Below are 25151 nucleotides of genomic sequence, written 5' to 3' on the forward strand. Positions count from 1 at the left end.
CGCGTCACACGGGAGGGCGACGGGGCCGTGCCCGGGGGAAGCGGGGGCTGCGCTTTCGGGCAGCGGCCGGGTGCGGGGTGCGCCGGCACGGGGCCTGGGCGGGCGTGGGTCGGTGTTCGGGTGCCGGGTGTGCTGTGGGCAGGGCTGCCCACAGCACACCCGGCGGTGAACCGGCCTGTCAGATCAGTCCGTTGCGCAGGGCGTAGCCCACCGCGTGGGCGCGGTTGCGCAGTTGCAGCCGGGTGGTGATCTCGTGCAGCACATTCTTGACGGTCCGCTCGGAGTACGCGGTCTTCTGCGCGATCTCGGTGGTGTCGAACCCCTCCGCCACCAGACGCAGCATGTCCGCCTCGCGTGCGGTCAGCGTGGACAGGGTCAGGCCGCGCGGATCGAGCGCCGACCGCTGCAGACCGCCCACATGGGTGAGTAACTTGCCCAGCAGGTCACCCGGGAGCACCCCCTCGCCCTTGGCCATCGCGAGCACCAGATGCAGCAGCCGGTCCTGGTCCGCCTCGGCGCGCCGCAGCACCGCGGCGACACCGCACTCGATCACCCGCTGCAGCGCCGCGGACTCGAACGTGCCGACCACGAGCCCGGTGCGGGTCCCGGCGTTGCGCTGCAACCGTTGCAGCAGGGCTATGACGTCGTCGTCCACGGCGTCGACGACCACGAGCGACGTCCGCGCCCGGTCCGCCTCGGCCTCGTCGAGAAGCTCCACCTCCGGGCGCTGGCGCAGCTGGTGGACGACACCGATGCGCAGCACCAGGTCCTGGGCGTACACCGCGACGGACACCCGGTGTGGCCGTTCCTCGGGGGCGGCTCGGTGCGTGGTCACGGGGGGATTGGTCGCGCGGGGTGTGCGGGCGGCCATGAGCGGGTTCTCCTTCACGGAGCCGGACATACTGAGTACCTGTTTCATGACGAGAAGAGCGGAGAGAGACGTACGGGGCCAAGGAGGCGCGCGGGACGGGCGACGATCCCCGGCCGGCGGACCACGCGCCGCGCCGAATCCGCTCAACAGGCCGTCCATTCAGCGGAGTTGACGGTGCCCGCTGGGGGCATGTCCACTGCCCGGATGTTGCCCTCGCACCTCTCGTGACACTCCGGTGCCGGCTCTACGGTCGTGGCGTGACGCCATCTGCAGCCTCTTCCGGACCCGGGGCGCCCGGCCTCGACATCCCCGCCGTGACGGTGACGCCGGGCGGTACCGCCGCCACGAACCTGACCGTCCGCAACGACAGCGACATCGTCGAGGCGTACACCCTGGAGGTCGTGGGCGACTGCGCGGCCTGGACCACCGTGGAACCCGCACGGGTCTCGCTCTACCCCGGGACCTCCGAGACGGTGGCCATCCGGCTGGCCCCGCCACGCTCCCCGCACGTGCGCGCGGGCGATGTGCCGCTGGGCGTACGGGTGTTGCCGGCCGAGCACCCCGAGTCCGTGACGGTGCCCGAGACCACCGTGCACATCGAGGCGTTCCACGAGCTGCGCACCGAACTGCTTCCCCGTCGTCGGCGCGGCTGGCTGCGCGGCCGCTACCGGCTGGCGGTGCGCAACGAGGGCAACACCCCGGCCCGGGTGAGCTTCAGTCCGGAACAGCCTGGCGAGGAGCTGAAGTTCGGCTTCACTCCCGCCGAACTGGCCCTGGAGCCCGGTGAGTCGGCGGAGACCCGGCTGCGGGTGCGCACCGGCAAACCGGTCTGGTTCGGCAAGCCGGTGGTCTGGCCATTCACGGTGGGCGTCGGCGACAGCACGGCGGAGGGGGAGGCCGAACGGCCCGGGACCGCCGTACGGCCGCCGCTGGAGGCCGAGTTCGTCCAGATCCCCGTCTTCCCGAAGTGGCTGCTGGCGCTGCTCGCGGCCCTGATCGCGCTGATCGTGGCCTGGTTCGCGCTGGTCCGCCCGGCGGTGCGCAGCGCCGCCAAGCAGGCGGCCGACGAGGTGGTCCAGCCCCGCCCGACCCCCGGCGGGAGCCAGAACGGGCAGTCCCCGGGGACCGGCGCCGGCACCGGCACGGGTACCGGCACCGGTTCCCGGCAGGGCGGCCAGGGCGCGAACACGGCACCGGGCGCCGGAGGCGACGGCCCCGACGGCACGGTGGCCGGAGCCGGGCAGCAGAGCTCGGCCACGATCGACGTACAGACATCGGGTGGGGTGGACAAGACCGGCACCTATGTGGTCCCCAAGGGCAAGATCTTCGGCATCACCGATATCGTCGTCGCCAATTTCCAGGGCGACGAGGGGGTCATGACCATCACCTTCGGCGACCGGAAGATCACCACGATCGCGCTGGAGACCTTCCGCAACCAGGACTACCACTGGGTCACCCCCATCAAGATCCCCGAGGACGCCACCGTCACCATGAACGTGACGTGCGCGAAGCCGGGGACACCGGCCACCGGCCGGCAGGCGACGCAGTGTCACGAGGTCCTGAACGTCAGTGGTGTGCTCAGCGACGTCGCACGGTGAGGTGGTGCCCCCGCACATCGTTCGCCTTCGTGTGGCGTAAGGGGAAGGGGTGACTCCCACTCCGGCCGAAAACCACCAAGGGACTCCATGTAACGTGCATGTTTCGCATGCCGTCACACACCCCGGAATCCCGGCGTCCGCACCGGTGACGTCCTGCGGCCCGAACTACCCACCGTCGTAAGTGAATTGGCCGGTTTACGCGCTGCTGACCGGCGCCCGCGGGACCGCGAACGCCTCCCTCGGCGGCACACCGAATTCGTCCACCGTGCGTGCGCCGGACTCCGCGAGCTTCGTGCCCGGCGGCAGCGCCATGGTCACCCCCGTGCCCACGGGGACCCTGACCGTCACTGGCCGACCGTGCAGTACGGCCAGCCGTACGGCCCTGTCCGGAGAGGCGGCGGCGCCGTCGGCACGGGTGAGCCGTCGCGGCCTCGGGGCTGCCGGTAGTGCCTGTCCCGCCACCGCGGCAGCCCCGCCGTGAGGAACGAGGCGGCCGATCAGCAGCACGGCCCCGCCGAGGACGAAGCCGTAACAGGCCAGCAGGCTACGCCGGTTCTCCTGGACCACCCACATCGCGAGCCCGGCAGCGGGGACGCATGCTGCCGGCAGTCGTTCCCCGGTGGCCGGGCTGGTCGGCAGGAGTCCGGCCGCCAGGATCGCGGCGAGGAAGTGCATCGCCCCCGAACTCCCGGCGACGTCGCGGGGATCGGTGCCGCGAACGGTCTCGCCGAACAGCGCGTCGATCCGATGGGGGAGCAGGACGTCGCCGGCGAACGGCGCCGGTGTCGGCGGACCGCCCCAGAACCACTGCGCCGGCGCGGCGATCACCGCGAGGGTGACGATGTTCCAGACGGCCCCGAACATACCGCCGTTCTGCTGTCCGCGCCCGCGATCACCCCGGCCGAGGTCCGCCCTTCAGCTGCCCGAGTGCCCTGCGGCAGCCGCCTCTCCGTCGGTGGCCAAAGGGACTTCGCCGCCCGTCTTGCTGTACCCCAGGGCCTGGACGATCCGGCCGTTCTCGACGTGCATCAGGTTCACGCCGCGTACGGAGTCGTGAGGGCCGTCGCCGAAGTGGTAGCGCCAGCGGATCGTCGCCCGGTCGCCGGCGACGGTGACGTCCTCGGGTGCGAACCGGGTGGTGCGGTCGGCCGCGAGCGTCCGCCAGAAGGCGAGGCACGCCTCCCGCCCCTCAACGCGTTCGCCGTCCGGCGCCGGCTGGATCGCCTCCATGACACATCCGTCGCCCACGAGATCGTCGAGCAGATCGGGCTCGTGATGGACGAAGGCCTGGTTGAACAGATCGATGACTGCTGCGGTCGTACGAGGTGACATGGTCGCTCCTCAGAGGGGAAGGACGTCGTAGATAGAACAGTCGGTCTATCTCCACCATATAGACCGGTTGATCTACCGGTCAACGGGTGGCAGGCTGGCGCCCATGAAGCCGGGACCGCGTGATCGCCTGCTGGAGGCGGCGCAGCAGCTGACCTACCGTCATGGCGTCGCAGTGGGCGTGGACACACTGCTCAAGAGCGCGAACGTGGCCCGCAGGTCGCTGTACGAGCACTTCGGCGGCAAGGACGGCCTGATCGCGGAGGTGCTGCGGCGCAGCGCCGCCGAGGACGAGGCGGGCTACGAACGAACCATGGGGGCCGCGGGAGAGGATCCGCGCGAGCGTCTGCTGGCGATCTTCGACCAGCTCGGCACCGTCATCACGGAGCCGGACTTCCGGGGCTGCCGTTATCTCGCCGCCGACCTGGCCCTGGCCGACCCCGACCATCCTGCCCACGCCGTCACCCGCGACTACCGCGCGCGCGTGACCCGGCTTCTCGCGGCCGAACTGGTCCGGCTCGGCCATCCCCGGCCTGCGCGGGCCGCCGACCAGCTGCTGCTCCTCATCGACGGAGTCATGGCGGCCGGCGCCACCCGCCCCGGTACCGACCCGGCCGCGGCCGCCCGTGAACTCGCGGAGCGGATCCTGGCGGAGCGGGAGTGACCTTTCGACCCCCGAGGGGGGCCGCGGTGCGGCTGCTGGAGCCCGTGAGGGAAACTGGTTGCCTAGCGAAACCACCGGGACCCCGGGAAAGGCCCTCCATGCCGTACCTCACCGTCGACTACTCCTCCCACCTGGCCGGAACCTTCGACCGGGCGGCCCTGGTGAAGGAGTTGCATCCGCTCGTGGTCGAGGAGTCCGGTACGAGGGGTGTGTGCAAGACACTGTTCCGGCCGGTGGAGACGTACGTCGGGGACCGGCCGTGCGAGGAGGCGGCCTTTGTGCACGTCGACGTGGGGCTCATGCCCGGTCGTCCCGAGGCGCTGAAGGCGCGGCTGTCCGAGGGGGTGCTCGCGCTGTTGGAGAAGCATCTACGGGTCGAGGGCGTACCTCCGGACGCGGTCTTCTCGGTGGAGGTGCGCGACCTCACCGGCTCCTACCGGCTCTCGCCGTCCGCGCGCTGACCGACCGCGCATGCGCTTGAGCACCGTTGCCGTTCCGCACTACGGTGCCCCGGTGGAGCTCTTCTCACGTTCCTGGACGGCGTTGCGCGAGGCGGTCGCCGCACTCGCCGACGAGGACTTCGAGCGGCCCTCCGGTTGTGCCGGCTGGCTGGTGCGGGACCTGGTCTGCCATCTGGTCATCGACGCCCAGGACGTGCTGATCACCCTGGTCACCCCCGCGACCGGCGCACCGACCGTGGACGCGGTCACCTACTGGAAGCTCGTCGAACCCCCGACCGGTGAGGATCCGCTCGACGCGCTGATCCCCCGGCTGGCCGCCGCCTACGGCGAGCCGGGGTTGCTGAGGTTCCATCTGGACGACGTCGGCTCCGCCGCGGGCCGCGCCGCCGAACTCGCCGATCCGGCCGCGCGTGTCGGCACCCGCGACGAGGTGCTGACCGTCGGCGACTACCTGTCCGCGTACGTCGTCGAATGGACCCTGCATCACCTCGACCTGATCGCCCATCTGCCGTCGGCCCCCGATCCCCCCGCCGAAACCCTCGCGGCGGCGCGCGTGTCACTGGAGAAGATCGCGGGATCCGGGTTCCCCGCCTCGCTCTCCGACAGGGAAGCACTGCTGATCGGCACGGGCCGGCGCGCACCGACCGACGCGGAGCGCGAGACGCTGGGCGACTTCGCGGAACAACTCCCCTTCATTCTCGGCTGAACGGTCGTCCACGTGGCGGTCGAAGGTTCCGGCGCGGACACGGCCGACACGGCGCCCGTCACCAGCGCACCGCCGTGAAGTCGACCGGCCGGGGCCGCAGTTCGCGGGTGCGTGCCGCCAGCCGCCGCATCCGCTCGGCCATGTCGTCGGCGGGCAGCCGGCGCCGGTCGCCGTGGCCCGGCAGCAGCCACTCGAAGCGCAGCCGGCCGGCGGTCCGGGCCAGCGAGGCGGCCAGTTCGCGGATGGAGTACCAGGTGACGCTCTCGGCCACCTCGATGTCCCCCGTGCCGCGTGACCAGTAGAAGCTGTCGCCGCTGAAGCAGTACCGCTCGTCCGCGACGAACAGCGCGCTGCCCTTGGTGTGTCCCGGGAGCGGGTGGGCGATCACCCCGTCGGCGACCTCCACCGGATCGGTGCCGCGCAGCACCTGGTCGGCGTCCGGAGCGGCGTCGAGGTCACCCTCGTGGATCCAGAGCCGGGCGCCCAGCCGGTCGGCGTACCGGCGGCCGTGCGCGGCGTGGTCGCGGTGGGTGAGCAGGACGTCGGTGACGGGGCCCAGTGCCTCGTAGCGCGTGGCCAGCGCGGTGCTCCAGCGCGGGGTGTCCACCAGCATCGCGGTGCCGTCGGGCCGGCGCAGCAGATAGGAGTTGGCGCCCGCGGTGTGCGGGGAGTTGTGCCCGCACAGGAGCACGGCGTCGTCCAGGGCCAGCGGGAAGGGGTCCAGGGCCGAGTCCAGCCGTCCGGTCACAGGGCGGACGGCGCGGGTGTGGCAGGCGTGCGCGGCGGCGAGGAGCTGCCGCACCTCGGCCTCGCCGCTCGGCTGGCGCAACACCGCCGAGCGGCCGTCGACCTCGCCGATCAGGCCGGGGGCCAGCTGCCGGGCGACATCGCAGTTCGTGCATCGCTCGGTCACATGCCAGCCCTCTGGTAAGCGCATGTCACCCATGGTCCGTTCCTTTCTGTACCGCGCTCGCCGAGCGGCCGCGCACGTCCAGAGGTATCCCGCGCCGGGCGGAAACCGGAAGAGGGTCCGGACCTTGTTCTTGCGGGGGCTTACTGCTCTGGCACGTGACCTTGACGCACGTCATGTTACCGGTAACATTCATGTCCCGTCGGAGCCGAGGCAACTCGCCCTGGACACCTGTGACTTGTGGAGTCGGCATGAGCGAACCATCGACCCGGCCGTGCGACACGGGCACCCGTGCGGCCTCCGCCGCCCCCGAGGCGCCCGTCTTCAGCCCGGCGGCCGTGGTCGCCTCGTGCGTCGGCTTCGTGCTGATCGGCGTGCTCCAGGCGCTCTACGGGCCGTCGATCCCGGCTTTCCGCCGCGAGTTCGGGCTCAGCCCCGCGGCCGCCGGCCTCGGACTGAGCGCCCATTTCGTCGGCGGTGTGGCGGGCGTGCTGCTCTTCGACCGGCTGTACGGGCGGCTCGGCAACCGGCAGATCCTCGGTGCCTCCTACCTGCTGATGGCCGTCGGCGCGGCGGGCTTCGCCTGGGCCCCGAACTGGCCCGTGGCGCTGGCCACCGCGCTGCTCGGCGGGCTGGGCTTCGGCGGCATCGACTACGGCCTCAATCAGCTGTTCGCGGTCGGTTTCGGACACCGCTCGACGGCCATGCTGAACGTCCTCAACGCGCACTTCGGCATCGGCGCGATCCTCGGCCCCGCGCTGGTCGGCACGGTCGGCGCCGGGCACTACCCGGCGATCTTCCTCGGCTTCGCGCTGGTCAACCTGCCGTTGCTGCTGTGCCTGAAGGGCGTACGGGACCGTGCCCCGCAGCCGTCGGACGCCGCCGGGGACGCCGGCGGCGGACAGGCGCTCGTCCGCGGCCTGGCATCGGTGCTCGCGGTGTTCGTCGCCCTCTACGTGCTGCACGTCGGCATCGAGGCGGGCGTCGGCGGCTGGGAGCCCACCCATCTGGAGACCGTCGGCTACGGCGCCGGGACCGCGGCGACGGCTACCTCCGTGTACTGGCTGATGATGACCGTCGGCCGGTTCCTCGTCGCACCCATCGCGCTCCGGTTCAGCCCGCAGGCCATCATCACCGTCTCCTGCGCGGGCATGACCTGCTGTCTGCTGCTGGCCTCCGTGGCGGGGCTCGCCCCCTACGCGTACGCCGGTGTCGGCCTGTTCATCGCGCCCGTCTTCCCCACCGGACTGCCCTGGCTGCACCGCACGGCCCCCCGGGCCCGCCGGGCGGGGGCGATGGTCATCGCCGCGTCCATGGTGGGCGGGGTCGCGGCCGGGCCGGCGCTCGGCAAGGCCATCGAGTGCTCCGGCGTCCGCGCCGTACCCCTTCTGCTGGGCGCCGTCTCGGCCCTGTGCCTGGCCGCCACCCGCTGGCTGATCCGCGCCACCCGCCCGCGCTGAACCGCCGTCCGGCAGCCACGGGACCCGCGGGCCGCAGCGCACCCTGTACGTCCCCGCTCCGGTCCTGCGCCCCGGCACGCCATGACCTCGTCCTGCCCGGACGGCACGCCACCCACCGGCCTGACCGCCCGGCTCACCGACCTCCCCGACCCCGGACCGGAGAACCCCTGATGCCCTTTCCGCACCGCCTGCGCGTGCCGCGCCCCGCCGCGCCCCCGCTCACCGGCCATCTGCCGTTCACGGACGCACCGGGCGTTGCCGACCCGATCGAGGTCACCAGCCGCTACTCACCCGCGGCGGCCGCCCCTGGTTCCCGGCCTCCGGCGAGTTCCACTACTCCCGTTGTCCGGCGGGAGAGTGGGAGGAGGAGCTGCTGAAGATGAAGGCGGCCGGGGTGACGGCCGTCGCCTCCTACGTCATCTGGATCCACCACGAGGAGACCGAGGACCGGATCCGCTTCGACGGCGACCGCGACCTGCGCCGGTTCGCGCGGCTGTGCGCCCGGCACGGCCTGGACTTCATCCCGCGCATCGGCCCCTGGTCGCACGCCGAGGTGCGGGGCGGCGGACTGCCCGACTGGGTGCTGGCCCGCGACTGCACCCCGCGCACCGACGACCCCGCCTATCTGGAACCGGTCCGCACCTGGTTCGCGGCCCTCGCCGAGCAACTGCGCGGCCTGGACCGCGCACACGGCGGCCCGATCGTCGCGATCCAGATCGAGAACGAGCTGTACGACCAGCCCGGCCATCTGCTGACCCTGAAGCGGATGGCGCAGGAAGCAGGACTGAGCGCGCCGCTGTGGACGTCGACGGCCTGGGGCGGCGTCCAGCTGCCCGGCGAGGAACTCCTGCCGCTGTACGGCGGCTACCCGGAGGCCTTCTGGACCGAGGCCGACGGCGGCCGGCCCGACACCTGCCGCAAGCACTTCTTCTTCACCCACCAGCGCGACGACGAGGGCATCGGCGCCGACCTGCGCCCCACCACCGTGCGCGGCGCAGACCCGGAGGCCCACACCGACCGCTTCCCCGTGGGCCACCCGCGAGCTGGGCGGCGGCATGGCCGTGGCCTACCACCGCCGGCCGTGCGTGGACGCCGCCGACATCGGTGCGCTGGGCCTGACGAAGATCGGCTGCGGCTCGGTGTGGCAGGGCTACTACATGTTCCACGGCGGCACCAACCCGGCCGGCGAACTGACCTCCCTCCAGGAGTCGCACGCCACCGGCTACCCCAACGACCTGCCCCTGCTGACGTACGACTTCCAGGCCCCCTCGGCGAGTACGGCCAGGTCCGGCCCTCGTACCACGAACTGCGGCTTCAGCACCTGCTGCTGGCCGACTTCGGGGAGCGGATCGCACCCATGGCGTCCGTGCTGCCCGAGCGCCGGCCGGCCGGGCAGCACGACCGGAACACCCTGCGCTGGGCGGTGCGCGGAGGGCGTCCTCACCCGCTTCACGCTGGTCACCGCCGAGCACGGCGACGCGTTCCCGGCGGTGGTCACAGCGGTGCGCGCCGCCGGGACGGCACCCGCGACCGTCACCGGTGTGCAGGGCAGGGCGAGCGTCCCCGACGACACGCACTTCGACACCGTCGCCGCCGAGTACCGCGTCGAGCTGCCGGAGGCCGTCCTGGACCGGGCGGACCGTACGCTGCTGCGCCTGACGTGGACCGGGGATGTGGCCCGGGCCTACGCCGGGGACACCCTCGTCGCCGACCAGTTCCACTCCGGACGGCCCTGGGACATCGCCCTCGACCGGCTCCCCGCCGAAGCGCTGCGCGGTGCCGGGCTGCGCCTGCGGATCCTGCCGCTCTCCGCGGACGCTCCCGTGTACCTGCCCGCACCCGCGGACACCGCCAGGGGCACGGCCGTGATCCACCGGGCCGACCTGCTGACCACCCGGGTCCGGGCGGTCCGCGCGGGCTGAGACCCGGCCACGGCACGGTCCCGGACGGCCGCCTGTCCCGCCCGGCCTATCCTGGGAACCCGCCGGGCGGGAGAGCACCACCACCGTATCGAGGCCGGAGGACACACACCCGTATGACCGCATCCACCGCAGACGGCTCGGGACCCCAGCGGCGCAGCCGGCGCAACTTCGCGGGGAGCCGTCCCGTGATGGACGACGTGGCCAAACTGGCCGGGGTGTCCAAGCAGACCGTCTCCCGGGTGCTCAACGACCACCCGGCCGTGCGGCCGGAGACCCGTGAGGCGGTCCTGGAGGCGATGCGCACACTCGGCTACCGGCCCAGCCGCAGCGCGCGGTCGCTGGCCAGCGGGCGGTCAGGGATGCTCGGGGTGATCTCCTTCGACGCGGCCAGGTTCGGGCCCGCGTCGATCCTGACCGCCATCAACAGGGCGGCCCAGGAAGCCGGTTACCTGGTCAGCTCCATCGCTCTCGACACCGCCTCCCGGGACACGGTGGTACGCGCCCTGGACCGGCTCTCGGCCGAGGGCGCCGAGGGTGTCATCGCCATCGCCCCGCAGCGCCCGGTCGGCGCGGCACTGGCCGAGGCGGGGCTCGACAGGCCCATGGTGGTGCTGGAGAACGACCCGGGGCAGGGCCCCCCGCGTGTCACCGCGGACTCCACGGCCGGGGCGCGCGCCGCCACCGAGTATCTGCTCGGCCTCGGTCACGCCACCGTCTGGCACCTCGCGGGCCCGCACGGCTGGACCTCGGCCGAGCTGCGCGCGGCGAGCTGGCGGGCCACCCTGGAGGCCGCCGGTGCGCGGGTCCACGAGCCCCTCTTCGGTGACTGGAGCGCCGATTCCGGCTACGCGCTGGGCCGCCGGCTGGCCGAACGCCCCGAGGTCACAGCCGTGTTCGCGTCCAACGACCAGATGGCCCTCGGCGTCCTGCGGGCCTTCCACGAGGCCGGGCGCCGCGTCCCGGACGAGGTCAGCGTGGTGGGCTACGACGACATTCCCGAGGCCGCGCACTTCCTGCCGCCGCTGACCACCGTGCGCACGGACTTCGCCGAGATCGGCACCCGTTCCCTGCGCCTCCTGCTGGACCGCATCGACGGCGACACCTCGGCGCGGGCGGCGTCCGTCGTCCCCGTGGAACTCGTCGTCCGCCACAGCACCGGCCCGGCCCCGGCCCGCCGACCCGGCCCACTCTCCGATCCCGTCGGCCCGCGTGCGTAGTACCGCGGTACCACGGGACACCTCCGGTTCGGCCCCCGGTACGACCGGATCCGGGTGCCGCCGGACCTAGGTTGGCCGTGAGGCGCCAGGGGCTATCGGCGGGCGCCGCGGCCGACAGAGAGAACGCGAATGATCGAGGCACAGCAGCTGACCAAGAGGTACGGCGAGAAGACCGCCGTCGACGGGCTGGACTTCACCGTCAAGCCCGGCACCGTGACCGGCTTCCTGGGCCCCAACGGTGCCGGGAAGTCCACGACCATGCGCATGATCGTCGGGCTCGACGCCCCGACCAGCGGCTCCGTCACGGTCAACGGCCACCCCTACGCCCGGCACCGGGCGCCCCTGCAGGAGGTCGGGGCGCTCCTGGAGGCCAAGTCGATCCACCCGGGCCGCTCGGCCTACCACCATCTGCGCGCGCTCGCGCTGACCCACGGGATCCCCCGGCGCCGGGTCGACGAGGTCATCGACCTCGCGGGCCTCGCCAGCGTGGCGAAGAAGCGTGCCGGGGCCTTCTCCCTGGGCATGGGCCAGCGGCTCGGCATCGCGGCCGCCCTGCTCGGCGACCCCCAGACGGTGATGCTGGACGAGCCGGTCAACGGGCTGGACCCGGAGGGCGTGCTCTGGATCCGCAACCTGCTCAAGGCGCTCGCCGACGAGGGCCGTACCGTCTTCGTCTCCTCCCACCTGATGAGCGAGATGGCACTGGTCGCCGACCACCTCATCATCGTGGGGCGCGGCCGGCTGCTGGCCGACACCACTGTGCCGGACCTCATCCGTGAGGCCGGCGGCGACACCGTGAAGGTCGTCACGCAGGACCCCGCGCGGCTGCGGGACGTGCTCGCCGGGCCCGGTGTCGACATCACCGGACGGATCGGCTCGGAGGAACTCCAGGTCACCGGGCTGACCCCCCGTCAGATCGGACTGGCGGCGGCCGAGCACGGCATCGCGCTGTTCGAGCTGACCCCGCGGACGGTCTCGCTGGAGGAAGCCTTCATGAACCTGACCAGGGACGCCGTCGAATACCACGGCTCCACGACCGCCACCGAGACCCTGGAAGCCGCCGGGAGGCCCGCATGAGCGCCCTGACCACCGCCGAGCCCGAGGCACCCGCCTCCGCTCCCGCCCGCCCCGCCTACCGGGTCACCGGCCGGCGCGTGCTCTCCTCGGAGTGGTCCAAGCTGTGGACGCTGCGGTCGACCTGGATCACCCTCGGGCTGGCCCTGCTGTTCCTGGTCGCGTTCGGGCTGATCGCCTCCGCCCGCTACAAGTCCAACATCGACTCGGGCCACCACATGGACGGTGACTTCGCCCACTCCACCGCCGTCAGCCTGTCCCTCTTCGGCACGCACTTCGCCCAGCTGGCCCTCGGCGTCCTCGGTGTGCTCGTCACGGCCGGGGAGTACTCGACCGGCATGATCAGGTCGACGCTCGCCGCCGTACCGCGCCGGCTGCCCGTGCTGTGGTCCAAGGCGGCCGTCTACGGGCTGGTCGCACTCGTCGTCGCGACCCTCGGCGCGTTCGTCACGTTCGGGATCGGGAGCCAGATCGTCTCCGGCACCCCCGCCGCCCTGGGCCTCTCCCACGCGGGAGTCCTGCGCAGCCTGCTGGGCGCCGGGCTCTACCTCGGCCTGGTCGGCGTGATCGGCACCGCACTCGGCGCGCTGCTGCGCTCCGTGGCCGGCGGGATCTCCGTGCTCGTGGCGACGCTGATGCTGATCCCCGGCCTGATCTCGCTCCTGCCCAGCTCCTGGCAGGACAACATCAGCCCCTACCTGCCGAGCAACGCCGGTGAGTCGATCTTCGCCCTGACGCACGACTCCACCACCCTCTCGCCGACGGCCGGTCTGCTGGTCTTCCTCGGCTGGACGGCACTCGCCCTGGCCGGAGCCGCGTACCGGCTGGTGCGCAGCGACGTGTGATCGCGCTGCACCATGGTCGGGTGACACCCTCGACGACCACGACCACCACCGACGACGTCAGCGGCATGGGACCGCTGGTCGCCCGGCTGTCCCGGGGCGGCCAGCGGCTGCGCCAGGCCGACGCCGCCCATCCCTGGGTGCTGGACACCGCGGTGGTGGTCGTCGTCTTCCTGCTGTTCTGCCTGCCCGACCTGGCCCACGGGCACGCCGGAGACCGCGACGCCCCCCGCCGCCTGCGGCTCGCCTTCACCCAGCTTCCCCCGGCGGGCATGCTGGCCTTCCAGGCGGGGCTCGTGCTGCCCCTGCTGTGGCGGCGGCGCCGGCCCATGGCGGCCTTCGGCGTCATCGCGGCCGTGTTCATCGCCCAGTGGTCCGTGGACGCCGTACTGCGCGCGGACGTCGCCCTGTTCATCGCCCTGTACAGCCTGGCCCTGCACGGCAGCCTGCGGCAGCTGCCGTGGGCCTGCGGGGTCATGGCGGCCGGGATGACCCTGGTCGCGGTGCGCGCCTCGGCGGCGGTGTCCGTCTGGGACGCGCTGTTCTTCCTGCTCAGCACCACGATCGCGGCCCTGGCGCTCGGCCTGATGGTCCGCATCCGCAGGGCCCAGCTCGCCGGGCTGCGGGAGCGCGCCGCCCGCCTGGAGATCGAGCGCGACCAGCGCAGCAGACTCGCGACCGCGGCCGAACGCACCCGGGTGGCCCGCGAGATGCACGACATCGTCGGACACAACCTGTCCGTCATGATCTCCCTCGCCGACGCCGGCGTGTACGCCACGGACACGGCCCCCGAGCGTGGCAAGGAGGCCCTGCGGCTCATCGGGGACACCGGCAGGATGGCCCTCGACGAGCTGCGGCGCGTGCTCGGCGTGCTCCGCGAGGACCCGGACGGCCCCGCCAAGGCGCCGCAGCTCAGTCCGCAGCCCGGCATCGCCGACGTCGAGACGCTGTGCGATGGTGTGCGCACAGCCGGCCTGGAGGTCGTCTACCGGACGGTCGGCGAGGTGGACGCCCTCGACAGCGGGGTGCAGCTGACGGTCTACCGCATCGTCCAGGAGGCCCTCACGAACACCCTGAAGCACGCCGGCGCCGACACCCGGGTGACGCTGTCGGTGGTCGTCGAGGACTCACGGCTGAGCATCCGGGTCCGGGACAACGGCCCCGGCGCGCGCCCGGGACCACCGAACGAGGAAGGACACGGCCTGGTGGGCATGCGTGAGAGAGCGGCGCTCTACGGCGGGCACGTCAGCGCCGGACCCGCCGCGGGCGGCGGCTGGGCCGTGGAGGCCGTCCTCGACCTGACGCCCCAGGGCGGTGCCCGGTGACCACCGTGCTCGTCGTGGACGACCAGCCGCTGCAGCGCTTCGCCTTCCGGATGCTCCTCGACGCCGTGCCCGAGACGGAGGTCGTCGGCGAGGCGGCGCACGGCGCCGAGGCCGTCCGCAAGGCCGCCGAACTGCGGCCCGACGTCGTCCTGATGGACGTCCGCATGCCCGGCATGGACGGCATCGAGGCCACCCGCCGGATCACCGCCGCCGGCGCCCGCTCCCGTGTTCTCGTGCTGACCACCTTCGACCTGGACGAGTACGTCCACGCCGCGCTGCGCGCCGGAGCCAGCGGCTTCCTGCTGAAGGACGCGCGCCCCGAGGAACTCCTCGCCGGGATCCGCGCCGTCGCCGCCGGCGACGCCGTGATCGCCCCGTCCCTGACCCGCCGTCTCCTCGACGAGTTCGCCCGCTACGGCCCCGTGCACGGCACCGACGGCACCGACGACGCGCGGCTGCGCTCCCTCACCGACCGCGAGCGCGAGATCCTCGTCGCCATCGGCAAGGGCTGGACCAACGGCGAGATCGCCGCCCGCTTCGTCCTGTCCGAGTCCACGGTCAAGACCCACGTCGGCCGCGTCCTGGCCAAGATCGGTGCCCGCGACCGCATCCAGGCCGTGATCTTCGCCTACGACCAGGGCCTCGCCCGCCCGAACGGCGGGTGACGCCGGGCGCAGCCGGCTGGACCCGACCCGCCGCGGTTTCCTGGGCGGTTCACGGCATCTCGCGAGGGTTCAGTCCTGTGCGGCGAGGCGGTCGAGCCACTCGTGGAGCAGATGCTGTTCGGCGCCGCTGAGGACCGTCTGTTCGGGCAGTGTGGCGCGCAGGGCGCGGGCGGCACCGGCCGGGCCCGTCTCTCGTACGGCGGGCTCCTGGTTCGTGATGGCGGTGACCATCGCCTCCCGCAGCGCGGTCAGCAGGGCCGGGGAGCGGCCGTCTTCGGGCAGGGACAGCCAGGTGAGCACCGCCCCGCGCGCCGTGGCGTGGATGATCGCGGCCGCGAGTTCCTCGTCCACGCGCAGCCGGCCATGGGCGGCGAGGCGCCGGATGCGGCCCTTCAGGATCTTCAGGCCCGCCTGGTAGGCGGGCGAGGCGGCACGGGTGGGCTCGCTGTACATCAGCGAGTAGAGCGCGGGATGTGCCAGGCCGAATTCGACGGCGAGGTCCCACCCGGCCCGCAGGTCCTCGATCAGGTCCGGCGGATCGGGGTCGACCCGCTTGGACGCGAGAAACGTGGCGAAGCCATGCTCCGCCACGGCCTCCAGAAGACCGTCCTTGTCGCCGAACAGCCGGTAGAGGGCGGGCGGCTGCACGCCTGCCGCATCGGCGACCGCGCGGGTGGTGACCGCGTCCCGGCCGCTGGACTCCAGCAGGCCGATGGCGGCCTCGACGATGCGCGTACGAGAGGGCGGCGATGGCATGTATCAATGCTATCCGACTCTTGTTTCCGTCGTTAGTATCGGTGATAACGTCAAAGTGATTCCACTGGAACTCTGCCGGGGATCTCCCGGACTTCTTGGAGTGCATCGTGATCATCGTGACCGGAGCCAACGGACATCTCGGACGCCGCGTCGTCGACAGGCTGGTGACGCGCGTGCCCGTCGAACAGGTCGGCGTGAGCGTCCGCGACCCGCTCAGGGCGCAGGCCCTCGCCGACCGGGGCGTACGGGTGCGACAGGGCAGCTTCACCGACCCGGCGGCTCTCGCCCACGCCTTCGAGGGCGCCACACAGGTGCTGGTCGTCTCTGTCGACAAGATGGGCGACGAGGCCGTACGGCAGCACCGGACCGCCTTCGAGGCGGCCGTCGCGGCAGGCGCCCGCCGCGTCCTGTACACCAGCCACATGGGTACGGCGGCCACGTCCCGCTTCGAGGCCTGCCGTGACCATGCCGCCGACGAAGCGGCGCTGCGCGCCTGCGGTGTGCCGTTCACCGCGCTGCGCAACGGCTTCCACGCGGCCAGCGCTCTGCAACTGCTCGGCCCCGCGCTGGAGACCGGCGAGATCGCCCTCCCGGAGGACGGGCCCGTCTGCTGGACCTTGCACGACGACCTCGCCGAGGCCGCCGCCGTGCTCCTGGCCGACGAGGGCCGCTTCGACGGTCCCACGCCGTCGCTCACCGCCGGGCAGGCGCTCACGTTCGCCGACATCCCCGGTATCGCCACCCGCGTCACGGGCCGCGCCGTCAAGCGGATCACCATCTCCGACGAGCAGTTCAGGGAGCGGCTGACGGGCCACGGCCTCCCCGCCGAGCGGGCCGACCAGCTGCTGGGCATCTTCGCGGCGAGCCGCGCCGGCGAGTTCGCCGGCGTCGACCCGACCCTGGCCGGCCTCCTCGGCCGTGCACCCGTCGCCATGGACACGGTGCTGCGCGCCCGGGTGTCGGGACCGGATGCCTAAACTGATCCGGCACGCGTGCGCCGGGCCGTCCGCCCGGCGGCCCGATCGGCGCGCGCGGCCGACTCCCGGAGGAGACGGGCATGCCGGATTCCGTGCGGCCGAGGCGTCGCCGCCTGCTCGCTGTGGCGGTCCTCGCCCTGGCGCTGTACGTCGTCCTGCGTGCCGCCGGCCTCTTCGGCGGCGACGACGACGGCGACGACACCCCGCCACCGGCCAGGGCGTCGGCTTCCGCGCCGACCCCGTCGGCCAGTGACACCCGTCCCTCTCCCGCTGCGGCGGCCGGCCCGTCGTACGACCCCGCCCGGTACGCCGCCCAGGTCCGCACCCGGGCCCGGCAGGCCGGTGTCAGCGCCCAGTTGCTGATGGCGATCCTCTACAACGAGGCGTACAAACCGCACGATCCGGCCTTCGAGCGGGCCTGGCAGAAGTACAAGCCCGACGCTGCTTTCGGTATCGCGAACATGCATCGGGCCGCCTTCGACGAGGTCAAGCAGGGCCGGGACTTCGCCGGCCGCAGCTGGGACGAACTGCCGGACGACCGCGACCTCGCGATCGAGGCCGAGGCCTGGTATCTGCACGACCTGGCGGCCCAGTTGCCGGCCGGCCGGTCAGCCGCCTACACCCGGGACGACCTGCTGGCGCTCGGTTACAACACCGGCGCGGGCAACATGCTCGCTTTCGCCCGCGGGGCCACCCCCGGCAGTCAGGCCCGCTCGTATCTCGACCGGCTGCACGCCAACTGGACCAAGGCGGAACAGGCCGTCGGCACGGACTGAGGCGACGGCCCAGGCTCGGTTGTACAGTTGCGCAAAAAGGCAATCTAGGGAGGGGTGGGCGGGATGCTCCGCAACGGGCTGGAACCCTGGCACCTGCTGATCGTGGCGATCGTGATCATCCTGGTGTTCGGTTCGAAGAAGCTGCCGGAGGCCGCTCGCGGGCTGGGCAAGTCCCTGCGCATCCTCAAGAGCGAGGCCGCGGCGATGAAGGAGGACGCCCCCACCCCGTCCCCCGCCCGCGCGCAGGACACGACGGACACCCCCGCGTCGGCACCCCGCCTCACCCCGGTCGCCTCCGAGGCGCCGGAGACCACAGCACCGGTCACGGAGAACCGCGCGGCCCACTGACGCGATCCGCGGACGCGTCCGGGCCGACGGCCTCCCACAGTTCAACGTTTGCGCACATCATGGAACCGCGGCGGCGGGGATGACGTTCCACCCAGTGAACGGACAAGTGACCGCAGTCGGGAGGATGTGTCGTGGGAGTTTCCCTGGGCAAGGGCGGCAACGTGTCGCTGAGCAAGCAGGCGCCGGGACTGAGCGCCGTGGTGGTCGGACTGGGCTGGGACGTCCGGACCACCACCGGAGCGGACTACGACCTGGACGCCTCCGCCCTGCTCTGCGACGCCTCGGGGAAGGTTGTCTCCGACCAGCACTTCGTCTTCTACAACAACCTCAAGAGCCCCGACGGCTCGGTGGAGCACACCGGCGACAACCTCACCGGTGAGGGCGAGGGCGACGACGAGTCGATCAAGGTGAACCTGAGCGCCGTACCGGCCGAGATCGCCAAGATCGTGTTCCCGGTCTCCATCCACGAGGCCGATGTGCGCGGCCAGAGCTTCGGCCAGGTGCGCAACGCGTTCATCCGCGTGGTGAACGAGGCGAACGGCCAGGAGATCGCCCGCTACGACCTCTCCGAGGACGCCTCGACCGAGACCGCGATGGTCTTCGGCGAGCTGTACCGGCACGCCGGCGAGTGGAAATTCCGCGCGGTCGGCCAGGGCTACGCCTCCGGACTTCGGGGCATCGCCCAGGACTTCGGCGTCAACGTCTGACCCGGCACGCGTCGACCTGACACACTGGACGACCGAACTCGCCCCCAGGGCAAGTGACTTCCCCGCCATCGACCGACTGGAGAAGCCTCGTTGCGTCCGCTCACCGACAACCCCGTCACCAGCCCCGAGGACGACTCGTTCCACTTCGGGCCGTACGTCGACGTCCTGCACGCGGCGGTGGAGCAGGCGACACCGTTGCCGCTGACCGTCGGGGTGTTCGGCTCCTGGGGTGCGGGGAAGTCGAGCTTTCTGCGACTGTGGGAGCGGCGGTTCGAGGCGGGGAAGACGCGGACCATCTGGTTCAACCCCTGGAAGTACGACCGCAAGGTCGAGGTCTGGGCGGCCCTGCTGCACACCATCCTCGCCGAGATGGAGCAGGAGGAGACCCTCAAGGAGAAGGCCGTCCGGCTCGCCAAGGCCGCGACCTGGCTGTCGGTCCGTGCCGGGCTCGGTACCGCGGCGGCGCTCGGCACCGGCGGCGTCATCAAGCGCGAAGACGTCGACGAGCTGCTGCAGGGCCTGTCCGAGGGGGACGCGGAGCAGTACCGGCAGGTGAACCGCTTCGAGGCCGACTTCGCCGACGCCGTACGGGAGTTCGTCGGTGCGGACGGCCGGCTGGTGGTCTTCGTGGACGACCTCGACCGCTGCACCCCCGAGTCGGCGATGACGGTGCTGGAGTCGCTGAAGCTGTACCTGGCACAGGCACAGTGCGTCTTCGTCCTCGCCCTGGACGTGGACGTGCTGGCCGCGATCGCCACCAACAAGTTCGGCGAGGCCCTCAAGGGGGCACCGGCCGAGGTGGCCTCCGGCATGGCCTACCTCGACAAGATCGTCCAGCTGCCGTTCTTCCTCCCGGACGTGGGGTTCGACACCCTGCGTGAGGCCTTCAGACCCTATGTCTCGGAGCTGGCGGACGACCCCTTCTTCTGGGAGCTGCTCCAGCGCGGTCTGGGCAGCAATCCGCGTCGGCTCAAGCGGTACATCAACGTCTTCAACATGGCGCTGGCCGTCGCACGCGGACAGCTGCCGCCCGGCGCGATCGACCGGCGGTACAGCCTCCAGCTGGCGGTGCTGCTCATCATCCGTACACTGCACCGCGGCTTCTACCACACCCTGACCGCCGAGCCCGACTCCTGGCTGACGCTGACCAGGTTCTTCGAGCAGGCCCAGACCAATGCGACCATCCGCCAGACGGCCTCTCTGCAACTCCCCCCGTACCTGCACGATGTCGCCACGGACTCGGTCCTCGAACGCCTCCTCACCCACAACGGCCAGGAGCGACTGAGCCCGCCGGACGGCCCCGCGGTCCGGCAGATGATCAGCACCCTGCGCAGCACCGCCGGCCCGGCCGACCCGGAGTAGACACAGCGGACGACACCGGTCTCACAGCGGCTTGGGCGCGAGGGCGGCCAGATAGGCGCCGTAGAGCAGGGACACGGCGGTGAGACCGGCGTACAGGGCACGGGTCCGGCGCAGGCGGGTGCGCCAGGCCGTCGCCAGGGCACGGGCCGCCGGGATGAGCAGGGGGAACGCCGGGAGGAGGAAACGCGGCCTGGAGGAGAAGGGGCCGGACATGGCGAGCACCAGCAGGAGCAGAGAGCCCGCGAAGACCACCAGCACCAGCGGGGCGCGGTCGAGGCACAGCAGACAGAAGAGCAGGATCCCCGCCAGGACGACGCACACGGCCACCGGATAGGCGGCTCCGGTGCCGTCCAGGGGCATCGACCGCAGGATGCGCAGGGGCCCGACGCTGAGGTCCAGCTGTGACCTCCAGGCGCTCTGCACCCGGAAGTAGCCGTGCAGCAGGTCCCCGGTCTGCCGGCCCACCCACAGCACGTACGCGATCCAGCCCAGGGGGCCGAGAACGGCGCCGGCCCACAGCCCGGGTGGCACGCGCCCGCGCCGTCGTACGGCCTCGTACACCGCCGCGGTGGTCACGGCGGCGGCAGCCGCGATGCCGCTCGGCCGGGACAGGCCGGCCACCAGCGCGAGCGCCCCCGCCGCCGGCCAGCGGCCGTTCAGCACGGCGTACAGGGCCCAGGCCGCGCACGCGGTGAACAGCGGCTCGGTGTAGGCCAGGCTCAGGACGACCGCGTGCGGAAGCGCCGCCCACAGCGCGACCAGGGCAGTGGCGACCGCCTGCCCATGGAGGTGGTGTCCGACGGCGTAGACGCCGTACGCGGCGATCAGCGCGCAGGCCCACGCGATCAGCACGCCGGCCTGCCCCGCCGTCAGATGCAGAAGGCCGCTCAGGGCCCGGATGAGCCCCGGATACAGGGGAAAGAACGCCCAGTCGGTCTGCACCGCGCCGGTCGAGGTGATGCGGACCTGGGTGCCGTACCCGTGCTCGGCGATGTGCAGGTACCAGACCGAGTCCCAGGCATGGGCGAGGCTCTTGCCGAACGGGCGACCGGCGACCCCGTCGACCGCCACCACCACGGCGACCCCGGCCAGACGGACGGCGGCGAAGAGGGCGAGGGCCCGCAGAACACCCGGTGGACTCTCGACCGGTGGACGTCCGGTCCCGCCGGGACGGTCCGATCGCCTCAGCGCGGAGGACGTGCTCACCCTTCGACCATGAACGGACGGGACCCCGGACGCAATCCGGAACCCGCCCACCGGGTCCCGCACGGAGCGAGGCCCGGCGTCGGTCACGGCCCGTGGTGGTAGACCATGCCCGGTCTCAGGCCGGTGCTCGTGGCGAACAGCTGGGGGACGGTGACCAGGTGGTAGCCGCGGGCCTGGAGCGCGCGGACGATGGAGGAGATCGCCGGCGGGGTGGTGGCGTACCGGTCGTGCAGGACGACGATCGCGCCCGGCCGCACCAGGCGCAGCACGCGGTGCTCGATGCGGGGCGGGTCACGGTACTTCCAGTCCCGGGCCGTGACGCTCCACATGATCACCGGCATGCCCTCCGCACCGGCCGCCGCCCGCACGCGCGCGTTCCACGCTCCGAACGGGGGCCGGAACAGCGTCGGCCGCCGCCCGGTGACGGAGGCGATCTGCCGTGCCGCGGTGCCGATCTCGTACTTGACGCGGGCGAGCGGGAGCCGGATGAGGCGCGGATGGGTGACGGTGTGGTCCCCGATCGCGTCGCCGTCCCGGTACTCCCTCAGCACGTCCGCGCGGTAGCGCAGCGCATGCGGTCCGATGAGGAAGAACGTGGCGGGCACGTGCCGGTGCTGGAGCGTGTCGAGGATCGGGGCCGTGTACCGGGTCGGCCCGTCGTCGAAGGTCAGCGCGACGCACTTGACGGCCCGGCAGTCGACCGGAGGGGCCTGAGGAGTCCGCTCGCCTGCGGTGACCGGAACGGCGGCGGCCCCGGACAGCAGCGTCACGGCCGCCAGGGCGGCGAGTGGGCGGGGGAGACCGGACATGCCCTGCTCCTTCCGCAGGGGGCCGGGGCGCCGGCCCCCGGAACATCGTCAGCGTAATCCGGGGGCGTGAGAAGCAGGTGAGAACGGGGAGAGAACGGCGGGCCGGGGCGGCGGTCCTCAGCCGCGCTCCTCCTGTGCGCGGGCGGCCCGGCGGGAGCGGAGGATCTCGGCGAGCAGCGGGAGCAGGGACACGACGACGATCAGGCCGACCAGCGGCAGCAGATAGCGGTCGACGTTCGGGATCGAGGAACCCAGCGCGTATCCGCCGAGCGTGAGGCCGAGGCTCCACACCAGACCGCCGGCCACCTGCCAGATCGTGAACGTCCGCGCCGGCACGCCCAGCGCGCCCGCCATCGGGTTGAGCACCGTACGCACCACCGGCACGAAGCGGGCCAGGACGACCGCCTTCGCGTGGCCGTACCGCTCCAGCAGCTCCTCGGCCCGCTGGGCTCCTTCGAGCAACCGCTTCGAACGGCTGCGGGCGAGCAGCGCCCCGCCCGCCTTCCGGCCGAGCAGGAATCCGAACTGGGCGCCGGCGAGCGCCCCCACGGCCGCCGAGACCAGCAGCGGCCCCAGCGAGAGATGCAGGCTCTGGTCGGCCGAACCCGTGCAGAGCAGGCCGGCGGTGAACAGCAGCGAGTCGCCGGGGAGGAAGAAGCCGACGAGCAGCCCCGTCTCGGCGAACATGACCACGCCGACGCCCAGGACGCCGAACGCGGCCAGCAGCGAACGCGCGTCGAGGACGTTGACGGCCAGCTGCGTGGCGAGGTGCACCGATGTGGTCATAGGCTCCGAGCCTCCAGGAGGGTGACTACAAGCATGTAGACGGTTTATGAACTGTAGACGAGCGGAAAGGGTGGCGCGTTCCCGGTGTCTAACGGCCGGCGCGGCCCGGGGCACCGGCACCGGCCGGGTGAACGTCCGGAACGGTACCGGTACCGGACCGTCCGTGGTCGCACAGCCGACCGACCTCGTAGCCCCGCTCCTCGCAGGTGTCGAGGATGCGGGGGAGTGCGCCCAGGGCGGAGCGCCAGGCACCAGGGGCCGAGGTGCAGTCGGAGTCGTGCAGCAGGATCGTGCCGCCGCCCTCCAGGTCCGCGGTGACCGTCCGGTGCACCGACTCGGGCGTGGCCCGCGCCGTCCAGTCCTCGCCCCAGCACGTCCACAGCACCGGGGTGAGCCCGAGGCGCCGGGCCGCCACATGGGCGGCGGCGGACATGACCCCGTACGGCGGGCGGAAGAGCGTGGGCCGGGTTCCGGTGAGGTCGGCGACCGTGTCGCGGGCGCGGGCGAAGTCGTCGTACGTCGCACGCGGGCCGCGCAGCAGCAGGGGCCGGTGGCGCCAGCCGTGGATGCCGATCTCGTGGCCGGCCGCCGCGATCTCGCGCACCACGCCGGGCGAGCGGCGGGCCTCGGCGCCGAGCAGGAAGAAGGTGGCGCGCACCCCGCGCCGGTCGAGGAGTCGCAGGAAGAACGGTGTGGACAGCGGGTCGGGACCGTCGTCGAAGGTGAGGGCGACATGGTCCGCGCGGCCCCGCCCGGAGAGGCGGGGCATGGTGCGATTGCGCAGCGGGCCGAAGGTGGAGACGACAGGGGCGCAGTGGACCGCGGCGAGGGCGGCGGCCGGCAGGGCGGCCAGCGCGGCCGTGCGCAGCGGGCGGGACGCGGTCACGAGTGGTGTCCCTCCTCGCCGAAGGCGGGCGCGAGACGCGCCGGATCGAGATCGTGGCCCAGCGTGTGCAGCAGCGCGGGACCGCCGTACGTCGTCGCGACCCCGGTGCCGACGGCGCATCCCCACACCGCGCAGGCCGCGGCGGTGGTGAGCGCGAGCCGCCGGGCGCGGGGGCGGCGCCGCGGGCCGGGTCCCGGCGGCGGGGGTGGCGGGCCCGGCCGGTGGACGCGGGCTATCTCGGCCGCGGGGCCGTCGCCCGGGGACCGGGCGAACAGGGCGAGCCCGGCCGCACGCTGGCGCAGTCCCAACGGGCCGTCGACCAGCGCGCACAGCGCGCTCTTGAGGTCGGCCGGGTCCCGGATCCAGACGGCCGCGCCCGCCTCGTCCAGGGCGGCGGCGTTGGCCGGCCCGTGGCCCGGTATGCAGCGGTAGCTCGCCACGGGCAGCCCCGCGGCGAAGGCCTCCAGCGAGGTGAGACCGCCCGCGTTCTGGACGAGGACGTCCGCCGCCTGCATCAGGCCGGGCATGTCGTCGACCCAGCCGTAGACGTACTCGATCCCGTCCGCCCGCAGCTGCCGGGCCAGGACCTGGTTGCGGCCGCAGACGACGACCGGGACGGCGGCCCCGCAGTCCCGCAGCTCCCGCGCGACCTGCCGGACCGGGCCGACTCCCCAGGACCCGGCGACCAGCAGCGCGAGCGGGGCGTGCGCCGGCAGCCCGAACCGCTCCCGCGCTCGGGCGCGGTCGTCCGGGCCGCCGGGGCGGAAGCGGGGGTCGGTGACCGGCCCGCACACCCGGACGTCCCGGGCCCCGGCCGCCCGGGCCTGCGCGGCGGGCACCGCGTGGGCGGCGAGATGGACGTCCACACCGTCCGCCACCCACAGCGGATGCACCGAGAAGTCGGTCAGGTAGGTGACGACGGGGACGGCCAGGCGTCCGGCGCGGCGCAGTTCGCCCAGCACGCGGCTGGCTCCCGGATACGTGGAGACGACCGCGCCGACGTCCGGCCGCAACGCCCGCAGCACCCGGTCCTCGGCGGCGCGCAGCAGCGCCCGTGCCAGGGGACCGCTGCCGCCGGCGCGTTCGGTGCCGGCGTAGATCCGCTGGTAGGCCCAGGGCGCCGCGACGAGCATGCGGTGGTAGCCGTCCCGGACGGCCCGGCCGAAACCGGCGGGCAGCAGATCCAGCAGGTCGTACCGGTCGACGGCGAAGCCGTCCGCGACGAGCCGGCGCTCCAGCTCGGCCGCGGCACCGTCGTGGCCGGCGCCGACGCTCGCCGAGACGATCGCGACCCGGCCCGAGGCCGGTGCCACGGCGCGGGGCACCGGCAGGAGACCCGTGGGAGCGGATCTCGGGAGCGTACGTCCGGGAATGGCCATGGGCTTTTCCTCCGCGCAAGTGGAAGGACGTGCGACTACAAGTTGTAGTAGTTCGCGCTTCGAAGCCCGGAGCATACCTCCTACAACTAGTAGGAGATCGCCGGGTAGTCTGTCC

General features: G+C 72.7%; 25 protein-coding genes and 1 pseudogene. 16 read left to right on the forward strand and 10 right to left on the reverse strand.

Features of this window, described 5'->3' with window-relative positions; all coding sequences use genetic code 11:
• Positions 1 to 178: 178 nt before the first annotated feature.
• Positions 179 to 901, reverse strand: a complete 723-nt coding sequence (locus O1G22_RS39090) for a helix-turn-helix transcriptional regulator (protein WP_225094779.1) — start codon at positions 899 to 901, stop codon at positions 179 to 181.
• A 227-nt stretch (positions 902 to 1128) separates the two neighbouring features.
• On the opposite strand from O1G22_RS39090, the gene O1G22_RS39095 reads away from it, so the two are divergent.
• Entirely contained in the window at positions 1129 to 2469 is a 1341-nt protein-coding gene (locus tag O1G22_RS39095) for a COG1470 family protein (RefSeq protein WP_270085643.1), read from the forward strand.
• A gap of 195 nt (positions 2470 to 2664) precedes the next feature.
• On the opposite strand, the gene O1G22_RS39100 is transcribed toward O1G22_RS39095, so the two are convergent.
• A complete protein-coding gene (locus tag O1G22_RS39100) occupies positions 2665 to 3333 on the reverse strand; it encodes a hypothetical protein (protein WP_270085644.1) in 669 nt (222 codons plus the stop codon).
• Between the two features lie 51 nt (positions 3334 to 3384).
• Complete coding sequence (locus tag O1G22_RS39105) at positions 3385 to 3801, reverse strand: nuclear transport factor 2 family protein (RefSeq protein WP_270085645.1); 417 nt, start codon at positions 3799 to 3801, stop codon at positions 3385 to 3387.
• A 103-nt stretch (positions 3802 to 3904) separates the two neighbouring features.
• On the opposite strand from O1G22_RS39105, the gene O1G22_RS39110 reads away from it, so the two are divergent.
• The 3 genes from O1G22_RS39110 to O1G22_RS39120 all read left to right on the forward strand — a co-directional run bounded on the left by O1G22_RS39110 (position 3905) and on the right by O1G22_RS39120 (position 5629).
• Positions 3905 to 4462, forward strand: a complete 558-nt coding sequence (locus O1G22_RS39110; protein ID WP_270085646.1) for a TetR/AcrR family transcriptional regulator — start codon at positions 3905 to 3907, stop codon at positions 4460 to 4462.
• Between the two features lie 98 nt (positions 4463 to 4560).
• Positions 4561 to 4923: a 5-carboxymethyl-2-hydroxymuconate Delta-isomerase gene (locus tag O1G22_RS39115; protein ID WP_270085647.1), complete on the forward strand. Its 363-nt coding sequence runs from the start codon at positions 4561 to 4563 to the stop codon at positions 4921 to 4923.
• 52 nt (positions 4924 to 4975) lie between these two features.
• On the forward strand, positions 4976 to 5629 hold the full coding sequence (locus O1G22_RS39120; RefSeq protein ID WP_270085648.1) for a maleylpyruvate isomerase N-terminal domain-containing protein: 654 nt from the start codon (positions 4976 to 4978) through the stop codon (positions 5627 to 5629).
• A 58-nt stretch (positions 5630 to 5687) separates the two neighbouring features.
• Here O1G22_RS39120 and O1G22_RS39125 read toward each other — a convergent pair whose 3' ends face one another.
• On the reverse strand, positions 5688 to 6566 hold the full coding sequence (locus O1G22_RS39125) for an MBL fold metallo-hydrolase (RefSeq protein WP_270085649.1): 879 nt from the start codon (positions 6564 to 6566) through the stop codon (positions 5688 to 5690).
• A 224-nt stretch (positions 6567 to 6790) separates the two neighbouring features.
• Here O1G22_RS39125 and O1G22_RS39130 point away from each other — a divergent pair, with 224 nt between their 5' ends.
• The 7 genes and pseudogenes from O1G22_RS39130 (at position 6791) to O1G22_RS39160 (ending at position 15044) form a co-directional block, all read left to right on the forward strand.
• Positions 6791 to 7999 carry an MFS transporter gene (locus tag O1G22_RS39130; protein WP_270085650.1) on the forward strand — a complete coding sequence of 403 codons (1209 nt, stop codon included), beginning with the start codon at positions 6791 to 6793 and terminating at the stop codon, positions 7997 to 7999.
• 170 nt (positions 8000 to 8169) lie between these two features.
• Positions 8170 to 9431, forward strand: a pseudogene (locus O1G22_RS39135) (beta-galactosidase); the annotation flags it as partial.
• 603 nt (positions 9432 to 10034) lie between these two features.
• A complete protein-coding gene (locus tag O1G22_RS39140) occupies positions 10035 to 11138 on the forward strand; it encodes a LacI family DNA-binding transcriptional regulator (protein ID WP_270085651.1) in 1104 nt (367 codons plus the stop codon).
• 129 nt (positions 11139 to 11267) lie between these two features.
• Positions 11268 to 12215 (forward strand): ABC transporter ATP-binding protein, encoded by a 948-nt coding sequence (locus O1G22_RS39145; protein WP_270085652.1) that lies wholly within the window; start codon positions 11268 to 11270, stop codon positions 12213 to 12215.
• Positions 12212 to 13057, forward strand: a complete 846-nt coding sequence (locus tag O1G22_RS39150) for an ABC-2 transporter permease (RefSeq protein WP_270085653.1) — start codon at positions 12212 to 12214, stop codon at positions 13055 to 13057. Before O1G22_RS39145 ends, O1G22_RS39150 begins: the two co-directional genes overlap by 4 nt.
• A 65-nt stretch (positions 13058 to 13122) precedes the next feature.
• Positions 13123 to 14379, forward strand: coding sequence for a sensor histidine kinase (locus tag O1G22_RS39155; RefSeq protein WP_270086656.1), 1257 nt, complete (start codon positions 13123 to 13125; stop codon positions 14377 to 14379).
• Positions 14376 to 15044 (forward strand): response regulator, encoded by a 669-nt coding sequence (locus tag O1G22_RS39160; protein WP_270085654.1) that lies wholly within the window; start codon positions 14376 to 14378, stop codon positions 15042 to 15044. Before O1G22_RS39155 ends, O1G22_RS39160 begins: the two co-directional genes overlap by 4 nt.
• Positions 15045 to 15113: 69 nt before the next feature.
• On the opposite strand, the gene O1G22_RS39165 is transcribed toward O1G22_RS39160, so the two are convergent.
• Positions 15114 to 15800 carry a TetR/AcrR family transcriptional regulator gene (locus O1G22_RS39165; protein ID WP_270085655.1) on the reverse strand — a complete coding sequence of 229 codons (687 nt, stop codon included), beginning with the start codon at positions 15798 to 15800 and terminating at the stop codon, positions 15114 to 15116.
• Positions 15801 to 15907: 107 nt separating this feature from the next.
• Here O1G22_RS39165 and O1G22_RS39170 point away from each other — a divergent pair, with 107 nt between their 5' ends.
• From O1G22_RS39170 to O1G22_RS39190, 5 genes are all read left to right on the forward strand, one after another.
• Entirely contained in the window at positions 15908 to 16777 is an 870-nt protein-coding gene (locus O1G22_RS39170) for an NmrA family NAD(P)-binding protein (RefSeq protein WP_270085656.1), read from the forward strand.
• An 80-nt stretch (positions 16778 to 16857) separates the two neighbouring features.
• Positions 16858 to 17553: a lytic transglycosylase domain-containing protein gene (locus tag O1G22_RS39175; RefSeq protein ID WP_270085657.1), complete on the forward strand. Its 696-nt coding sequence runs from the start codon at positions 16858 to 16860 to the stop codon at positions 17551 to 17553.
• Between the two features lie 63 nt (positions 17554 to 17616).
• A complete protein-coding gene (gene tatA, locus O1G22_RS39180) occupies positions 17617 to 17901 on the forward strand; it encodes a Sec-independent protein translocase subunit TatA (protein WP_225094767.1) in 285 nt (94 codons plus the stop codon).
• A 131-nt stretch (positions 17902 to 18032) separates the two neighbouring features.
• The gene (locus O1G22_RS39185; protein WP_225094766.1) at positions 18033 to 18608 is read left to right on the forward strand and encodes a TerD family protein; all 576 of its coding nucleotides are present in this window, start codon (positions 18033 to 18035) and stop codon (positions 18606 to 18608) included.
• A 90-nt stretch (positions 18609 to 18698) separates the two neighbouring features.
• On the forward strand, positions 18699 to 19970 hold the full coding sequence (locus tag O1G22_RS39190) for a KAP family P-loop NTPase fold protein (protein ID WP_270085658.1): 1272 nt from the start codon (positions 18699 to 18701) through the stop codon (positions 19968 to 19970).
• Between the two features lie 21 nt (positions 19971 to 19991).
• Here O1G22_RS39190 and O1G22_RS39195 read toward each other — a convergent pair whose 3' ends face one another.
• The 5 genes from O1G22_RS39195 to O1G22_RS39215 form a co-directional block, all read right to left on the reverse strand.
• A complete protein-coding gene (locus O1G22_RS39195; protein ID WP_270085659.1) occupies positions 19992 to 21176 on the reverse strand; it encodes a glycosyltransferase family protein in 1185 nt (394 codons plus the stop codon).
• Between the two features lie 83 nt (positions 21177 to 21259).
• Entirely contained in the window at positions 21260 to 21985 is a 726-nt protein-coding gene (locus tag O1G22_RS39200; RefSeq protein WP_270085660.1) for a polysaccharide deacetylase family protein, read from the reverse strand.
• Positions 21986 to 22102: 117 nt separating this feature from the next.
• Entirely contained in the window at positions 22103 to 22771 is a 669-nt protein-coding gene (locus tag O1G22_RS39205; protein WP_225094762.1) for a DedA family protein, read from the reverse strand.
• An 88-nt stretch (positions 22772 to 22859) separates the two neighbouring features.
• Entirely contained in the window at positions 22860 to 23657 is a 798-nt protein-coding gene (locus O1G22_RS39210) for a polysaccharide deacetylase family protein (RefSeq protein ID WP_270085661.1), read from the reverse strand.
• A complete protein-coding gene (locus O1G22_RS39215; RefSeq protein WP_270085662.1) occupies positions 23654 to 25036 on the reverse strand; it encodes a glycosyltransferase in 1383 nt (460 codons plus the stop codon). Before O1G22_RS39215 ends, O1G22_RS39210 begins: the two co-directional genes overlap by 4 nt.
• Between the last annotated feature and the right edge of the window lie 115 nt (positions 25037 to 25151).

This window comes from Streptomyces camelliae, assembly GCF_027625935.1.
Lineage (GTDB): Bacteria > Actinomycetota > Actinomycetes > Streptomycetales > Streptomycetaceae > Streptomyces > Streptomyces camelliae.

Bases quoted from the DNA above. Each gene is read 5' to 3' on its own strand.
- O1G22_RS39175 (WP_270085657.1), top strand. From the start codon at position 16,858: ATGCCGGATTCCGTGCGGCCGAGGCGTCGCCGCCTGCTCGCTGTGGCG.
- O1G22_RS39165 (WP_270085655.1), bottom strand. From the start codon at position 15,800: ATGCCATCGCCGCCCTCTCGTACGCGCATCGTCGAGGCCGCCATCGGC.
- O1G22_RS39215 (WP_270085662.1), bottom strand. From the start codon at position 25,036: ATGGCCATTCCCGGACGTACGCTCCCGAGATCCGCTCCCACGGGTCTC.
- O1G22_RS39205 (WP_225094762.1), bottom strand. From the start codon at position 22,771: ATGACCACATCGGTGCACCTCGCCACGCAGCTGGCCGTCAACGTCCTC.
- O1G22_RS39105 (WP_270085645.1), bottom strand. From the start codon at position 3,801: ATGTCACCTCGTACGACCGCAGCAGTCATCGATCTGTTCAACCAGGCC.
- O1G22_RS39155 (WP_270086656.1), top strand. From the start codon at position 13,123: ATGGGACCGCTGGTCGCCCGGCTGTCCCGGGGCGGCCAGCGGCTGCGC.
- O1G22_RS39110 (WP_270085646.1), top strand. From the start codon at position 3,905: ATGAAGCCGGGACCGCGTGATCGCCTGCTGGAGGCGGCGCAGCAGCTG.
- O1G22_RS39130 (WP_270085650.1), top strand. From the start codon at position 6,791: ATGAGCGAACCATCGACCCGGCCGTGCGACACGGGCACCCGTGCGGCC.
- O1G22_RS39115 (WP_270085647.1), top strand. From the start codon at position 4,561: ATGCCGTACCTCACCGTCGACTACTCCTCCCACCTGGCCGGAACCTTC.
- O1G22_RS39090 (WP_225094779.1), bottom strand. From the start codon at position 901: ATGTCCGGCTCCGTGAAGGAGAACCCGCTCATGGCCGCCCGCACACCC.
- O1G22_RS39140 (WP_270085651.1), top strand. From the start codon at position 10,035: ATGACCGCATCCACCGCAGACGGCTCGGGACCCCAGCGGCGCAGCCGG.
- O1G22_RS39150 (WP_270085653.1), top strand. From the start codon at position 12,212: ATGAGCGCCCTGACCACCGCCGAGCCCGAGGCACCCGCCTCCGCTCCC.
- tatA (WP_225094767.1), top strand. From the start codon at position 17,617: ATGCTCCGCAACGGGCTGGAACCCTGGCACCTGCTGATCGTGGCGATC.
- O1G22_RS39125 (WP_270085649.1), bottom strand. From the start codon at position 6,566: ATGCGCTTACCAGAGGGCTGGCATGTGACCGAGCGATGCACGAACTGC.
- O1G22_RS39200 (WP_270085660.1), bottom strand. From the start codon at position 21,985: ATGTCCGGTCTCCCCCGCCCACTCGCCGCCCTGGCGGCCGTGACGCTG.
- O1G22_RS39100 (WP_270085644.1), bottom strand. From the start codon at position 3,333: ATGTTCGGGGCCGTCTGGAACATCGTCACCCTCGCGGTGATCGCCGCG.
- O1G22_RS39145 (WP_270085652.1), top strand. From the start codon at position 11,268: ATGATCGAGGCACAGCAGCTGACCAAGAGGTACGGCGAGAAGACCGCC.